Source organism: Streptomyces sp. NPDC107575 (assembly GCF_055657265.1).
Window position 1 is genome coordinate 789066 of record NZ_JBVKBG010000003.1, and the last position, 14800, is coordinate 803865.

General features: G+C 72.9%; 11 protein-coding genes. 5 read left to right on the plus strand and 6 right to left on the minus strand.

The window, feature by feature from the left end; genetic code table 11:
• Positions 1-80 precede the first annotated feature (80 nt).
• From ACZ7L4_RS16875 to ACZ7L4_RS16895, 5 genes are all read right to left on the minus strand, one after another.
• Positions 81-1340, minus strand: coding sequence for an RNA polymerase sigma factor (locus ACZ7L4_RS16875; protein ID WP_472103198.1), 1260 nt, complete (start codon positions 1338-1340; stop codon positions 81-83).
• Between the two features lie 377 nt (positions 1341-1717).
• Complete coding sequence (gene dnaG, locus ACZ7L4_RS16880) at positions 1718-3616, minus strand: DNA primase (RefSeq protein WP_472103200.1); 1899 nt, start codon at positions 3614-3616, stop codon at positions 1718-1720.
• 57 nt (positions 3617-3673) lie between these two features.
• The gene (locus ACZ7L4_RS16885; RefSeq protein WP_450809554.1) at positions 3674-4939 is read right to left on the minus strand and encodes an NAD(P)/FAD-dependent oxidoreductase; all 1266 of its coding nucleotides are present in this window, start codon (positions 4937-4939) and stop codon (positions 3674-3676) included.
• Between the two features lie 78 nt (positions 4940-5017).
• Positions 5018-6358, minus strand: a complete 1341-nt coding sequence (locus ACZ7L4_RS16890) for a deoxyguanosinetriphosphate triphosphohydrolase (protein ID WP_472103202.1) — start codon at positions 6356-6358, stop codon at positions 5018-5020.
• Positions 6359-6404: 46 nt separating this feature from the next.
• Positions 6405-7265 (minus strand): sirohydrochlorin chelatase, encoded by an 861-nt coding sequence (locus tag ACZ7L4_RS16895; protein ID WP_472104040.1) that lies wholly within the window; start codon positions 7263-7265, stop codon positions 6405-6407.
• Positions 7266-7707: 442 nt separating this feature from the next.
• On the opposite strand from ACZ7L4_RS16895, the gene ACZ7L4_RS16900 reads away from it, so the two are divergent.
• From ACZ7L4_RS16900 to ACZ7L4_RS16920, 5 genes are all read left to right on the plus strand, one after another.
• A complete protein-coding gene (locus ACZ7L4_RS16900; RefSeq protein ID WP_472103204.1) occupies positions 7708-8379 on the plus strand; it encodes a SanA/YdcF family protein in 672 nt (223 codons plus the stop codon).
• A gap of 79 nt (positions 8380-8458) precedes the next feature.
• Positions 8459-10567 carry a molybdopterin oxidoreductase family protein gene (locus tag ACZ7L4_RS16905; protein ID WP_472103206.1) on the plus strand — a complete coding sequence of 703 codons (2109 nt, stop codon included), beginning with the start codon at positions 8459-8461 and terminating at the stop codon, positions 10565-10567.
• A 339-nt stretch (positions 10568-10906) separates the two neighbouring features.
• A complete protein-coding gene (locus ACZ7L4_RS16910; RefSeq protein ID WP_472103208.1) occupies positions 10907-12481 on the plus strand; it encodes a M4 family metallopeptidase in 1575 nt (524 codons plus the stop codon).
• A gap of 208 nt (positions 12482-12689) precedes the next feature.
• Positions 12690-13241: a hypothetical protein gene (locus ACZ7L4_RS16915; RefSeq protein WP_472103210.1), complete on the plus strand. Its 552-nt coding sequence runs from the start codon at positions 12690-12692 to the stop codon at positions 13239-13241.
• Positions 13242-13302: 61 nt separating this feature from the next.
• Positions 13303-13959 (plus strand): class F sortase, encoded by a 657-nt coding sequence (locus tag ACZ7L4_RS16920; protein WP_472103211.1) that lies wholly within the window; start codon positions 13303-13305, stop codon positions 13957-13959.
• Between the two features lie 22 nt (positions 13960-13981).
• Here ACZ7L4_RS16920 and ACZ7L4_RS16925 read toward each other — a convergent pair whose 3' ends face one another.
• Complete coding sequence (locus ACZ7L4_RS16925; protein ID WP_450809547.1) at positions 13982-14764, minus strand: sulfite exporter TauE/SafE family protein; 783 nt, start codon at positions 14762-14764, stop codon at positions 13982-13984.
• Positions 14765-14800: the final 36 nt, after the last annotated feature.

The window sequence follows — 14800 nt, forward strand, 5'->3', positions numbered from 1 at the left end:
CCGAAAATCAAGCCCCGCCGGCGATTGAGGCGCGGGGTCCGGGGCAGAGCCCCGGGACCGCAACGCCGGTGGGGCATGATCTAGTCCAGGTAACCCCGCAGCTGGTCCGCGAAGGCGTGGTCGCGGAGCTTGTTCAGGGTCTTCGACTCGATCTGGCGGATGCGCTCGCGCGTGACGCCGAAGATGCGGCCTATCTCCTCCAGGGTGCGCGGACGCCCGTCCGCCAGCCCGTACCGGAGCTGGACGACCTTGCGCTCGCGCTCGCCGAGCGTGGAGAGCACCGCCTCCAGGTGCTCGCGCAGGAGGAGGAAGGCCGCCGATTCCACGGGGCTCGTCGCGTCGCCGTCCTCGATGAGGTCGCCGAGCGCGACGTCGTCCTCCTCGCCGACGGGGGCGTGCAGCGAGACCGGTTCCTGGGCGAGCCGCAGCACCTCGCTGACCCGCTCGTGCGGCAGGTCGAGGTGGGCGGCCACCTCTTCGGGCGTCGGCTCGTAGCCGCGCTCCTGCAGCATGCGGCGCTGGACGCGGACGACCCGGTTGATCAGCTCGACGACGTGCACGGGCACCCGGATGGTGCGGGCCTGGTCGGCGAGGGCGCGGCTCATGGCCTGCCGGATCCACCAGGTCGCGTACGTCGAGAACTTGTAGCCGCGGGCGTAGTCGAACTTCTCGACCGCGCGGATCAGGCCGAGATTGCCCTCCTGGACCAGGTCGAGCATGGTCAGACCGCGGCCCACGTAGCGCTTGGCGACGGAGACGACCAGGCGCAGGTTCGCCTCGATGAGACGGCGCTTGGCCATCCGGCCCATGACCACCAACCGGTCGAGATCCAGGGCCAGTTGGGAGTCGAGGTCGGGGGCGTGGGCGAGTTTCTCCTCGGCGAACAGGCCCGCCTCCACGCGCCGCGCGAGCTCCACTTCCTCGGCCGCAGTCAGCAGCGGGATCCGGCCGATCTCGCGCAGGTACTGGCGGAACAGGTCGGAGGACGGGCTGCCGCCTTCGGCACGGGCGCCGCGCACCGGCTCGGGCGGATCCTCGGGGTCGGCCTCGGGATGGTGCGCCACTCGGCTCTGCGAGGGCACCGAGGCCAGCACGTCGCCCTGCGGCACGGCACCCTTGGGCGCGGCTTCGGGGTCGGCGAGGGCCTGCGCTGTGCTGTCGCTCTGGGTGAGGGTCTGGGTCTGCACGGGGGCGACCTCCAAAGTGATCGCATCTGAGGCGTGCGGCAGGGGGGCGGGAACGGCAGCCACGCCGCCGTCCTTCCCGTACGCGATGAGCGGAACCGCGGGGGTGTCGGACCCGTTGTCCGGGCTCCGGCCGCGCTCCGAGGACTCAGGCACCGCAACCCAGTGTGGAGTACGACACAGCGCCGCCACGAGGGGCGTGCGTTGACTTTTTGAGTCCGGTGCGTGACCGAGCGGTTACCGTGCTGAACGGGTGCCCGCCCTTCCCCGATCCGAACGGAGAAAAACGGCGCGTTGGAGTGCGGCATTCAAGCCTCGCAGTTGAACGAGAGCCAGCGGGGCCCGGGGCAGCGCCCCGATCTTTCAAGCCCCGCCGGCGATTGAGGCGCGGGGTCCGGGGCAGAGCACCGATCTTTCAAGCCCCGCCGGCGATTTAGGCGCGGGGTCCGGGGCAGAGCACCGATCTTTCAAGCCCCGCCGGCGATTGAGGCGCGGGGTCCGGGGCAGCGCCCCGAGACCGGAGGACGGCGCGGCTACAACGCTTCCGCGCCACGCTCCCGGAGCGCCTGACCGTACTGCTGCAGCACCCACAACTCGTTCTGCACCGCGGCCAGTTGCTGCGGATCGCCCCCCGCGCCGAGCCGGGTGAGCGTGCCCTGGACATCACGGATGCGCCGGTCGACGGCCCGCTTGCGCACGGTCACCAGCTGCTCCCCCGCGTACGCCTCGTCGACGGTCTTGCGGCGGATGGCCTCGACCGCGAGCTCGGTCACCATCGCCCGCACCGCGTCGTCCGGCGCCGCCTCGCGCACCGAGACCAGGTACTGCTGCGGGTCGTGGACCCCCTGCTCGGCGCCGCCCGCGTCCATGACGGCCTGGCGGACGGCCGCGTACGGGTCGGCCGTGAACTCGTCGACCCCGTACGCGTCGAAGGCCGGGGACACCAACTGCGGGTACTGCAGCGCCAGTTTGAGCAGTTCGCGCTCGGTCGTGAAGACCGGGTTGCGCAGGGTGAGCGCGGCTCCGCTGAACCGCGGGGCCGATCCGGCCAGGGGCGCGGACTGCGCGGAGGGGGTCGGCGCGGGACCGCGGCCACCGCGCTCGCGGGCCCAGCGGGCGAGCTGCCCGACCCGCTTGACCACGAACTGGGTGTCGAGGATGCCGAGCATGCCGGCGAGCTGGACCGCGACCTCGTGCTGCGAGGCGCTGTTCTTGATGCGGGCGACGACGGGCGCCGCCTCGTCGAGCGCGGCGGCGCGGCCGGCCGGGGTCTCCAGGTCGTAGCGGCCGACGATCTGGCGGAGCGCGAACTCGAAGAGCGGCGTGCGGGGCTCGACCAGGTCGGCGACCGCGTCGTCCCCCTTGGCCAGGCGCAGGTCGCACGGGTCCATGTTGTCCGGCGCGATCGCGATGTACGTCTCGGCGGCGAACTTCTGGTCGTCCTCGAAGGCGCGCAGGGCTGCCTTCTGGCCCGCCGCGTCGCCGTCGAACGTGAAGATCACGCGCGCCGAGCCGTTGTCCATCAGGAGGCGGCGGAGGATCTTGATGTGGTCGTTGCCGAACGCCGTGCCGCACGTCGCGATGGCCGTCGTGACACCCGCCAGGTGGCAGGCCATCACGTCCGTGTACCCCTCGACCACGACCGCGCGGGAGGACTTGGCGATGTCCTTCTTGGCGAGGTCGATGCCGTACAGGACCTGCGACTTGCGGTAGATCGGCGTCTCGGGCGTGTTCAGGTACTTCGGGCCGTTGTCGTCCTCGCGCAGGCGGCGGGCGCCGAAGCCGACGACCTCGCCGCCGATGTCGCGGATCGGCCACATCAGGCGGCCGCGGAACCGGTCGATGGGGCCGCGGCGGCCCTCCTGGGCGAGCCCGGAGAGCAGGATCTCCTTGTCGCTGAAGCCCTTGCCGCGCAGGAAGCGCGTGAGGTGGTCCCAGCCCGCCGGGCTGTAGCCGACGCCGAAGTGCTGGGCGGCGGCCTGGTCGAAGCCGCGCTCGGCGAGGAACGCCCGGCCGATCTCGGCCTCCGGCGACTCCAGCTGCTCGACGTAGAACTGCGCGGCGATCTTGTGCGCCTCGACCAGGCGGATCCGCTCGCCGCGCTGGTGGGTGGGGTTGTACCCGCCCTCCTCGTAGCGCAGCGTGATGCCCGCCTGACCGGCGAGGCGCTCCACCACCTCGGAGAAGGAGAGGTGGTCGACCTTCATCACGAACGTGATGGTGTCGCCGCCCTCCTGGCAGCCGAAGCAGTGGAACAGGCCCTTGCTGGGGCTGACCTGGAAGGACGGGGACTTCTCGTCGTGGAACGGGCAGAGGCCCTTGAGGTTTCCGCCGCCCGCGTTGCGCAGCTGCAGGTACTCGGACACCACGGCGTCGATCGGGACCGCGTCCCGAACCGCCTTCACGTCCTCGTCATTGATCCTGCCTGCCACGCGGCAAGTCTACGGTGCCCCTCTGACACTCCAGTCACCGCTCCACAAGATCATTTGTCACTCCTCGACAAGATCACCGAGCGGAACCGACGGGTCCGAGAGCCGCTCGACGCCGGGCCTCGACCCTGACCTGATGAGCCGCTGGATCTGCTCCGTGACGTCCCACACATTCACGTTCATCCCCGCGAGGACCTGCCCGTCCTTCAGCCAGAAAGCGATGAACTCGCGCTTGCCCGCGTCCCCGCGCAGCACCACCTGGTCGTACGAGCCCGGGGGCGCCCAGCCCGAGTACTCGAGGCCCAGGTCGTACTGGTCGGAGAAGAAGTACGGGACGCGGTCGTAGCTGACGTCCTTGCCGAGCATGGCGCGGGCCGCGGCCGGTCCGCCGTTCAGCGCGTTCGCCCAGTGCTCGACGCGGAGCCGGTCGCCGAAGAGCGGGTGCTGGACCGCCGCCACGTCGCCCGCCGCGTAGATGTCGGGGTCGGAGGTGCGCAGCGTGGCGTCCACGGCGATGCCGCCGCCGTGCGCCCGGTCCGCCAGCTCGAGGCCCGCGGCCTCGGCGAGCGCGGTGCGCGGGGCGGCGCCGATCGCGGCCAGCACGTCGTGCGCCGGGTGCTCCTCGCCGTCGTCGGTGAGGGCGGCGAGAACCATGCCGTCCTGTCCGGTGATCTCGGTGAGCTTCGCTCCGAAGTGGAAGCGGACGCCGTGGTCGCCGTGCAGCTCGGCGAAGATCTGGCCGAGCTCGGGGCCGAGCACGGAGTGCAGCGGCGTGGCCTCCGGCTCCACGATGGTGACCTCCGCCCCGTACTCACGGGCCGCCGCCGCGACCTCGAGGCCGATCCAGCCGGCGCCGGCGATCACCAGGTGCCCGTTGTCCCTGCCGAGCGAGGCCAGCACGTTCTTCAGGCGCTCGGCGTGCGCGAGGCGGCGCAGGTGGTGGACGCCCGCGAGGTGCGTGCCCGGGATGTCGAGGCGGCGCGGCTCCGCGCCGGTGACGAGCAGCAGCTTGTCGTAGCGGACGACGGTGCCCTCGCCGAGCCGCACGGCCTTGTCCGCGCGGTCGATCGTGGTGACCGTCTGGCCGAGGTGCAGCTCGATGTCGTTGCTGGCGTACCAGGCCGGTTCGTGGACGAAGACGCTGTCGCGCTCCTCCTTGCCCTGGAGGTAGCCCTTCGACAAGGGCGGTCGTTCGTACGGGTGGTCCCGTTCGTCACCGATGAGGATCACCCGACCGGTGAAGCCCTCCGAGCGGAGTGTCTCGGCGGCCTTGGCTCCTGCGAGCCCTCCCCCGACGATGACGAACGTCTGGTCCGCGTCGACCACTTGATGCCTCCTCATTGCCATGCCGTCATATGCGAGCGTCCCGCACGCAGCGTAATGCGGGAAGGGGGCGTGGCCCGATCAGGGCATCTTTTCGTCACGCCCAGTGGTCGCGTCTCCCCCTCGATGATCCCCGTCGGCGGTGAGCCGCGCGTGCAGGGATCTCGCCGAGGCGTCCGTCAGCGAGGCGATCTGATCGACGATCACGCGCTTCTTCGCGCGGTCGTCGGGCGCGGCGTCGAACAGCGCGCGGAACTGCGGGTCGAGTCCTTCGGGCGCGCGGGAGGTCAGCGCCTGCGCCAACTCGGCGACCACGACGCGCTGATCGGCCCGCAGCCGCTCCTGCTGGGGGCGCTGCATCACATACCGGTCGGCGACCGCCTTGAGCACCGCGCACTCGAACCGGGCGGCGCGCGGCACCACCAGCTCCGCCGCGTAGCGTGTCAATCGGCCCGTGCCGTGTCTCGCGCGTGTCGCGCCCTCGGCGGCGAGGCAGAACCGCCCGATCAGCTGGCTGGTCGCGTCCTTGAGGCGGGCCTGGGCGACCGCCGTGCCGTCGTAGCCGTGCGGCCACCACTCCTGGTCGAGGAGGCGGTCGAGGGCGGCGGAGAGCTCGGCGGGATCCGTGTCCTCGGGAACGTAGCGCCCGATGGCGACCGCGAAGACGTCGGCGCGCTCGGGCTCGGCGTGCAGCATGTTCGGATCCAAGTGCCCCGCGTGCAGGCCGTCTTCGAGGTCGTGCACGGAGTACGCCACGTCGTCCGACCAGTCCATGACCTGCGCCTCGAAGCAGGTGCGGCGGCCGGGTGACATCTTTCTGATCCAGTCGAAGACCGGCCGGTCGTCCTCGTAGACCCCGAATTTCTGTGAGTCGGGGTCGCTGGGGTGCTCGCCTCGCGGCCACGGGTACTTCGTCGCGGCGTCCAGTGCGGCCCGCGTCAGGTTCAGCCCGACGCTGGTCAGCTCACCGGTGGTCTCGCTGCGCACGAAGCGCTTGGGCTCGATGCGGGTGAGCAGGCGCAGCGACTGCGCGTTCCCCTCGAAGCCGCCGCAGTCCTCCGCCACCTCGTTGAGCGCCTGCTCGCCGTTGTGCCCGAAGGGCGGGTGGCCGAGGTCGTGCGAGAGGCAGGCCGTCTCGACGAGGTCGGGGTCGCAGCCGAGCGCGGCGCCCAACTCCCGTCCCACCTGGGCGCATTCCAGGGAGTGCGTGAGCCGCGTGCGCGGGCTCGCGTCCCAGTGCCTGCTGCGGGTGCCCGGCGTGACGACCTGGGTCTTGCCCGCGAGGCGGCGCAGCGCCGAGGAGTGCAGCACCCTGGCCCGGTCGCGCTGGAACGCCGTGCGCCCCGGGCGCTTGTCGGGCTCGGGGGCCCAGCGCTCGGCCGCCGCCTCGTCGTACGTGTCGCTGCCCACGCTGTCTTCCATGGCCCGACAGTACGGCCAGCCACCGACAACCGGGAGCCGCGACGGCTCAGACGGACGCGGTACGCGCCACCGGGGCGTACGTGGCCGTGGCCGGTGCCCGGTCGTAGCGGTGCAGGACGAGGCGGGCCAGGGCCGGGTGGGTGCCGAGCGGCGCCGCGGCGATGCCGGGCGCCGCCGCCGCGGCCTCCGAGGCGAAGCGGCCGGGGGCGGTGAAGTACGAGGCGACGGCGATCCGGTCGCGGCCGTGGGCGATGAGGGAGCGGACGGCCGTGGCGATGTCGGGGGCGGTGGCGGACGCGTAGCCCGGGACGACGGGGACGCCGAGGCGGCGGGCGAGGAGCGCGGCCGTGCGGCGGACGTCGGCGGCGGCGTGCGGGTCGCGGGAACCGGCCGCGGCGAGGACGACTCCGGCGCGGCGGCGGTCCCGGTCGGTGGGGTGCTCGGGCCAGCCGGCCTCGACGAGCCGGTCGTGCAGGGCCTCGACGAGCAGCGGGTGCGGGCCGAGCGGGTCGGCGACGCGGGTGAGCAGGTGGTCTGCGGCGTCGGCGGCCCGCGGCAGGTCGTGCTTGACGTGGTGGCCGCGGGAGAGGAGCAGCGGCACGAGGACGGCACGCCCGGCGCGCAGCCCGGCGAGGGTGTCGTCAAGGAGCGGCTCGTTGAGCTCGATGTGGCCGAGGCGGACGGTGAGGCCGGGGCGTCGCGCGCGTATCCGCTCGGCGAGCTCCGAGACGGTGGCCAGGGCCCGAGGGTCGCGGCTGCCGTGCGCCACGAGCACGAGGGCCGGTGGCTGCCGGGGGGCGCGCAGCGGGGAGACGTGGCTGAGTCTGCTGCCGAGCTGGTCGCTGATCATGGTGAGGAGTCCCGCCGTGCCGACTGTGTGATCCAGGTGGGTCGTGCCGTGGTCCATGGGGCCGTACGACTCGTCCGTCATGAACAGATCGTGCCGGGCGGGGGTTGCCGGGCTGTTGCGGGGCGGTGACGGGTGGTTGCCGGTCGTTCACCGGGTGGGCGGGGGTGCGGTGAGCCGTTCCGGTTGCGCGGCACCGGGGTGCCGCCTTGCCCACCCTGCCGCCCAAGGCGGCAGATTGCCCAAGGCGGCGGCGACACCTCAAGCCCCTGCGGCGGGTGGGCATCTTGAGCCCCTGCGGCGGGCGGGCATATTGAGCCCCTGCGGCGATTGAGCAGCGGGGTCCGGGGCGGAGCCCCGATCTTTCCAGCCCCGCCGGCGATTGAGGCGCGGGGTCCGGGGCGGAGCCCCGAGGCCGTAACGCCGGTGCGGGTGAACCGGCGGGGGCGCGGAGGCGTCTTAGGCCGCGCCGTTGCCGATCAACCACACAGGGGGGCCCGCGATGCACCTGCCACGCACCCGGAGGGCTCAGCGCAGGACCGTCCAGGCGGTCATGGTGGCCTGCGTGCTGGCGCTGCTGCCGTCGACCTGGCTGTTCGTGTCGACCGGGGACCGGCTGCGGACGCCGGCGGACGTGCCGCGCACCGAGGTGGCGGTGGTGTTCGGGGCGGGCCTGTGGGACGGGGAGCCCTCCCCGTACCTGGCGCACCGGCTCGACGCGGCGGCCGAGCTGTACCGCGCGGGGAAGGTCCGCGTCCTGCTCGTCACGGGCGACAACAGCCGCGAGGAGTACGACGAGCCGGACGCCATGCGCGCGTACCTGACCCGCCACGGGGTGCCGTCGAAGGCCGTGGTCAGCGACTACGCGGGCTTCGACACCTGGGACTCCTGCGTCCGCGCGAAGAAGATCTTCGGCGTCGACCGGGCCGTCCTGGTCACCCAGGACTTCCACGCGCGGCGCGCGGTGGCCCTGTGCCGGGCCGCGGGCGTCTCCTCGTACGGGCTCGGGGTCGCCGAACCGCACGACGTGACCTGGTACGCGGGCGGGGCGCGGGAGACGCTCGCGGCGGCGAAGGCGGCGCTCGACGTGGCGGTGCGGCCGGACCCGCACTTCCTCGGCCGTGAGGAGAAGGGCGTGCGGGAGGCCCTGGAGTGGACCTCACGCCGTCCGTAGGACGGCCGGGAGATGCTCGTTCCGGCCACGTAACCGGGCGCGCGCCGACCGGCAACACACCCGGCGCACCCTCGACGGCATGCTCAACACGACGGCGACGCCCACCCACTGTCCGTACTGCGCCCTTCAGTGCGGCATGAACGTGCTGCCGGGGCCCGCGGTCGAGGGCCGCGCGGACTTCCCGGTCAACCAGGGCGCGCTGTGCGGCAAGGGGCAGAGCGCCGCGTCCGTGCTCTCCTCCGGAGTGCGGCTCACGGAGCCGCTGGTCCGCAGCGCCGCCACCGGTGAGCTGACGCCCGCCACCTGGGAGGAGGCCCTTGACCGGGTCGCGGACGGTCTGGCACGCGCGCGTGCCGGGCACGGGGCGGACGCGTGCGGCGTGTTCGGCGGGGGCGGCCTGACGAACGAGAAGGCGTACGCGCTGGGCAAGTTCGCCCGCATCGTGCTCGGCACCTCGCAGATCGACTACAACGGCCGGTTCTGCATGTCGTCGGCGGCCGCCGCGGGGCAGAAGGCGTTCGGGCTCGACCGAGGGCTGCCGTTCCCGCTGGAGGACATTCCGCGCGCCGGGTGCGTGATCCTGGTCGGCTCGAACCTGGCCGAGACGATGCCGCCCGCGCTGCGCTATCTCTCCGAGCTCAAGGCCAACGGCGGCACGTTGATCGTGATCGACCCCCGCCGCACCCGCACCGCGGACCAGGCCGACCTGCATCTGGCGCCCCGCCCCGGCACGGACCTGGCGCTCGCGCTCGGGATGCTGCACTTGGTGGTGGCGGACGGCCGGGTCGACGAGGAGTACGTACGCGACCGTACGCGGGGCTGGGAGGAGGCCCGGTCGGCAGCGATGGCGCACTGGCCGGAGTACGTGGAGCGGGTCACGGGGGTGCCGGTGCCCCAACTGCGCGAGGCCGTCGGCATGTTCACCGGGGCCGAATCGGCGATGGTGCTCACCGCGCGCGGGCCGGAGCAGCAGTCCAAGGGCACGGACACGGTGGGCGCGTGGATCAACCTGGCGCTCGCGACGGGGCGGCCGGGCCGGCCGTTCTCCGGGTACGGGTGCCTGACCGGTCAGGGCAACGGGCAGGGCGGCCGTGAACACGGCCAGAAGGCGGACCAGTTGCCCGGGTACCGCAAGCTCACGGATCCGGCGGCGCGGGCCCATGTGGCGGAGGTCTGGGGGGTGGATCCGGACGCGCTGCCAGGGCCGGGGCGGTCGGCGTACGAGCTGCTCGACGCGCTGGGCGGTGACATCCGGGCGCTGCTCCTGATGGGTTCGAATCCGGTGGTGTCGGCGCCCCGGGCGGCGCATGTCGAGTCCCGGATCCGTTCGCTCGACTTCCTGGCCGTCGCGGATGTCGTCCTGTCCGAGACCGCCGAACTGGCCGATGTGGTGCTGCCGGTGACGCAGTGGGCCGAGGAGACGGGGACGGTGACGAATCTGGAGGGGCGGGTGCTGCTGCGGCGGCGCGCGCTGACGCCTCCGGCGGGGGTCAGGTCCGATCTGGACGTCCTGCAGGGGCTCGCGGCGCGGCTCGCGCCCGATCTTGAGAAGGGGTTCCCGACGGAGGCGCGGGAGGTCTTCGACGAGCTGCGGCGCGCGTCCGCGGGTGGGCCGGCGGACTACTCCGGGATCAGCTACGAGCGGTTGGCCGAGGGGGAGGGTGTCTTCTGGCCGTGTTCCGCCGACGCCGAGGGTTCCTCCGGTACGCCGCGGCTCTTTCTCGAACGGTTCGCCACGGAGGACGGGCGGGCGCGGTTCGTGCCGGTGGCGCACCGGGCGGCGGCGGAGGAGCCGGATGCGGAGTACCCGCTGTATCTGACGACGGGGCGGGTCGTGTCCCAGTACCAGTCAGGGGCGCAGACGCGGCGTGTGCCGGAGCTCAACAAGGCGGCTCCCGGGGTGTTCGTGGAGCTGCATCCGCGGCTGGCGGGGCGGCTCGGGGTGGCGCAGGGTGACGCGGTCGCGGTGACGTCGCGCCGCGGCCGGGTCGAGGCGCCGGCCCGCCTCACCTCGACGATCCGCCCGGACACGGTCTTCATGCCGTTCCACTGGCCGGGGGCGGGCCGGGCCAACACGTTGACCAATCCGGCGCTTGATCCCGCGTCGCGGATGCCGGAGTTCAAGGTGTGCGCGGTGCGGGTGGAGCGGGCGGGGTCACCGGGCGGACCGGGCCCGGGGCCCTCGTAACCGACGCGCGGCACCGGGGCCCACTTGGTCGACCGGGGCCGGACCCCTCGTCATCGGCGCGCCGCACCGGGGGCCGCCTTGCCCACCCTGCCGCCCAAGGCGGCAGATTGCCCAAGGCGGTAGCGGCACACGGCACCCCGCAGGGCCTACGCCCCCGGAGGGGGCGGGTGGGTGGGAGATGGGCAGGGGAAGCGGGGACTGACCACCCCCGCCCACCCTCCTCCTTCACAGGTCCGACACCGTGGATCCCTGGACTCCGTTTGTCATGGACCCCTAAAACTGAATCAGCGTCAGGATCTGAAGTCGCCGCTCATCTCATCGTCCCCACGGAGCCGCCTGATGAGACACATACGGACCACATCGCGCCTCACCACCGGCATCACCACCCTGGCCACCCTCCTCGCCGCCACCCTCGCCCTCGCCCCCACGGCGACCGCGGCCCCCGACTCCGCCGAGGCCACCTCCGTACGGGACGTGATCACCGACCCGGACGGGGCCCGGCACGTGCGGTACGACCGGACGTACGGTCAGCTCCCCGTCCTTGGCGGGGACTTCGTCGTGCACACGGCCGCCGACGGCACGTACGAGGGCACCGACCGCGCCGTCCCCGGCAGCGTCTCCGTGCCCACCACGACACCCCGCCTCTCCGCCCCCAAGGCCGCGGACCTCGCCACGACGCTGCTGCGCGAGGCCAACCCCGGCACGCTGCTCCACAGCCTCGTGGCCAAGCCCCAGCTCGTCGTGGACGCGCTGCACGGCAGCCCCAAGCTGGCCTGGCGGACGACCGCCGCCGCCAAGGACTCCCTCGGCAACCCCATGGCCCGTACGGTCCTCACCGACGCCACCACCGGCGCCGGCATCGACTCCTGGGACAGCCTCGAAACCGCCGCCCCCACGGGCGAGGGCCGCTCCCTCTACTCCGGCACCGTCGCCCTCACCACCAGCCGCGCCTCCTCCGGCGGCTACCAGCTGAACGACGCCACCCGCGGCAACACCTACACCGGCGACGCGAACAACAAGACCGACACCTGCGTCCTCGGCATCTGCCTCGAACGCGCCCCGGCCAAGGTCTTCACCGACGCCGACAACCACTGGGGCACGGGCAAGGCAACGGACCGCAGCACGGCCGCCGTCGACGCCCAGTACGGCACGGACCGGACCCGGGACTACTACAAGGACATGCACGGCCGGATCGGCATAGCCGACGACGGCAAGGGCTCGTACAACCGCGTCCACTACGGGAAGGACTACAACAACGCCTTCTGGGACGACAACTGCTTCTGCATGACGTACGGGGACGGCGACGGCAAGACGTTCGGCCCGCTGGTCGCCCTCGACGTGACGGGCCACGAGATGTCCCACGGCGTCACCTCGTCCACCGCGGCCCTCACCTACTCCGGCGAGTCCGGCGGCCTCAACGAGGCCACCTCCGACATCTTCGGCACGCTCGTCGAGTTCCACGCGAACAACGCCTCCGACCCCGGCGACTGGCTCATCGGCGAGAAGATCGTCAAGCCCGGGGCGAAGGCGTCGGCCCTGCGCTACATGGACAGGCCCAGCCGGGACGGAAAGTCGGCCGACTGCTGGAACAAGAACGTCGGCAACCTCGACGTGCACTACTCCTCCGGCGTCGCGAACCACTTCGCGTATCTGCTCGCCGAGGGCAGCGGCCCGAAGACGGTCGGCGGCGTCCGGAACGACAGCCCGACGTGCGACAAGTCGAAGCTCCCCGGCATCGGCAAGGAGAAGCTCGGCAAGATCTGGTACCGCGCGCTGACCGTCTATATGACGTCGTCCACCGACTACAAGGGCGCTCGCACGGCCACGCTGAAGGCCGCCAAGGATCTGTACGGCGCGGACGGCAAGGAGTACGCGGCCGTGGCCGCCACCTGGTCCGCGGTGGCGGTGAACTGACCGGGCATCACCCGGTCGCACGCCTCCCCGCCCCCTTCGGGTACTTTCCGGCCCGCACGCCGTTGACCTGCTGGAACGTACCCGAGGGGGCGTCAGGAGTGCTGCCCGGACAGGTCTCATGACGGCACATCAGGAGGCGGGACGCGACGACTGGCACTTATCTCGTCCTTGGCAGGGCGCGCCCGACGCCCGCGAAGGAGCTTGGACGATGCGCGTGCGCAGGGGCATGGGCCGACCGCTGACCGCGGCGGCGTTCCTCACGACCGCGGCCACGGCAGCGGTGCTCGCCGTCGCCGCCCCCGCGACCGCCGCGCAGGGCGGCCTGGAGGTCTACCCGGCGACGGCGGCGCCGGGCGACCGGGTCACGGTGGACACCACCGCGTGCGGCGGGAGCGACACGGCGACCGGGGACGCCAGCGCGGTCGGCGCGGGCACCTTCACCCTGGCTCCGGAAGCGGGCGCCCCGGGCGCGTCGAACGCCACGGGACGCTTCCGGATCCCGGTGTCCGCGCAGCCGGGAACGTACGAGATCGTCGCGAGGTGTGCGAGCGGCCCCGAGGTGACGGGCGACCTCATCGTCTCCGTGACCGGCACCGGCGCCTCCGTGGCCCAGCTCCCCAAGGGGCACGTGGACACGGGCGTCGGCGGCGCCCTCGGCCCCGAGCCCACGCGGACCTCCGCGGGCGTCGCGGCGCTCGCCCTCGCCGCCGCGGGCGGCACCTGGCTGCTGCACCGCAGGGCGCGCGGCGACCGCATCTGAGCCGGTCCCGCACCACCCCGCCCTGTGACCGAGTGACGAACTGCGAGGAACCCAAGACCCCATGCGCAAGCCCACGCGCACCGGCGCGCGCCCGCGCGCCACGAACCGTGTCAACACCGCCACCGGAGCGGCCACCGCCCTGGCCCTCGCCGCCGGCGCCTGGCTGCTGGCCAGCGGCGCCGAGGGGAAGCCGCCGCCCCAGCCGTCCGCCGCGCAGGCCCACGTCGACCGCGCCCGTGAGGCGCCCGCTGCCGCGCCCCTGGCGCCTTCTCCGCCGGACCGCATCCGCATCCCGTCCCTCGAGGTCGACGCCCCGCTGATGGGCCTGGACCTGACCCGCTCCGGCAGCCTCGACGTGCCGCCGCCGGGCAGGAAGAACCTCGCGGGCTGGTACCGGGCCGGCACCAGGCCCGGCGAGACGGGCACGGCGGTGGTCGCGGGCCACGTCGACAACGCGCGCGGCCCGGCCGTCTTCTACGCCCTGGGCTCGCTGAAACGCGGCCGCACGATCGAGGTGGAGCGGCGGGACGGCTCGGCCGCGGTGTTCACGGTGGACGCGGTCGAGGTGTACGACGCGAAGCACTTCCCCGACGCGAAGGTGTACGGCGCGGCCCGCCGCCCCGAACTCCGGGTGATCACCTGCGGCGGACCGTACTCGCGCACGACGGGCTACCAGGGGAACGTCGTCGTCTTCGCGCACCTGACGGGAAGCCGCTAGCGCCCGTTCCCGAGCAGGCGGTTCACGCCACCCACTGCTCGTACGCCATCTTCACCACGAGCGCGCACACCACCGTCAGGAGCACGACGCGCACGAATCCGGCGCCCCGCTTCAGGGCGGTGTGCGCGCCCACCATGCCGCCCGCGAGGTTGAACACGGCCATCAGGCCCGCGAGCTGCCAGTACACCTGGCCCTTCCAGGCGAACATCGCCAGGGCACCGGCGTTGGTGCAGCAGTTGACGATCTTCGCGGTGGCGGAGGCGGTCACCAGGTCGAGGTGGAGGATCGCGGTCAGGGCCAGGACCAGGAAGGTGCCGGTGCCCGGGCCGATCAGTCCGTCGTAGAAGCCGATGCCGAGGCCCGCGAAGCCGATGGCGGCCCAGATCCGGCGGGGCGAGGCCGGGACCGCGGACGGGGCCGTGCCGAACGCCGGGCGGAAGATGACGAACGCGCCGACCGCCACGAGGACCACCATCACGACCGGCTTGAGGACGTCCGTGCTCATGCCCGTCGCGAGCAGCGCCCCGCCGGTCGACCCGGCGAGCGCGGCCGTCCCGATGCGGACGGCGAGGCGTACGTCGACGGGGGCCTTGCGGGCGTAGGTGACGGCGGCGCCGGTGGTGCCGACGATGGCGACGGCCTTGTTGGTGCCGAGGGCGTGGCCCGCCGCGGCGGAGTTCGGCAGGCCGAGGAGGAGGGCCGGGAGCAGGAGCAGTCCGCCGCCGCCCACCACCGCGTCGACCCAGCCCGCCGCGAGCGCGGCGACGCACAGCACGACGACGGTGGTCAGGGATATGTCAGGCATGATCAGGACTCTACGGACGCGCCGCCTGCACGACCT

Coding starts and splice junctions, on each gene's coding strand:
- ACZ7L4_RS16900 (WP_472103204.1), top strand. CDS start 7,708: ATGCACCTGCCACGCACCCGGAGGGCTCAGCGCAGGACCGTCCAGGCG.
- ACZ7L4_RS16910 (WP_472103208.1), top strand. CDS start 10,907: ATGAGACACATACGGACCACATCGCGCCTCACCACCGGCATCACCACC.
- ACZ7L4_RS16905 (WP_472103206.1), top strand. CDS start 8,459: ATGCTCAACACGACGGCGACGCCCACCCACTGTCCGTACTGCGCCCTT.
- ACZ7L4_RS16890 (WP_472103202.1), bottom strand. CDS start 6,358: ATGGAAGACAGCGTGGGCAGCGACACGTACGACGAGGCGGCGGCCGAG.
- ACZ7L4_RS16920 (WP_472103211.1), top strand. CDS start 13,303: ATGCGCAAGCCCACGCGCACCGGCGCGCGCCCGCGCGCCACGAACCGT.
- ACZ7L4_RS16925 (WP_450809547.1), bottom strand. CDS start 14,764: ATGCCTGACATATCCCTGACCACCGTCGTCGTGCTGTGCGTCGCCGCG.
- ACZ7L4_RS16895 (WP_472104040.1), bottom strand. CDS start 7,265: ATGGACCACGGCACGACCCACCTGGATCACACAGTCGGCACGGCGGGA.
- ACZ7L4_RS16915 (WP_472103210.1), top strand. CDS start 12,690: ATGCGCGTGCGCAGGGGCATGGGCCGACCGCTGACCGCGGCGGCGTTC.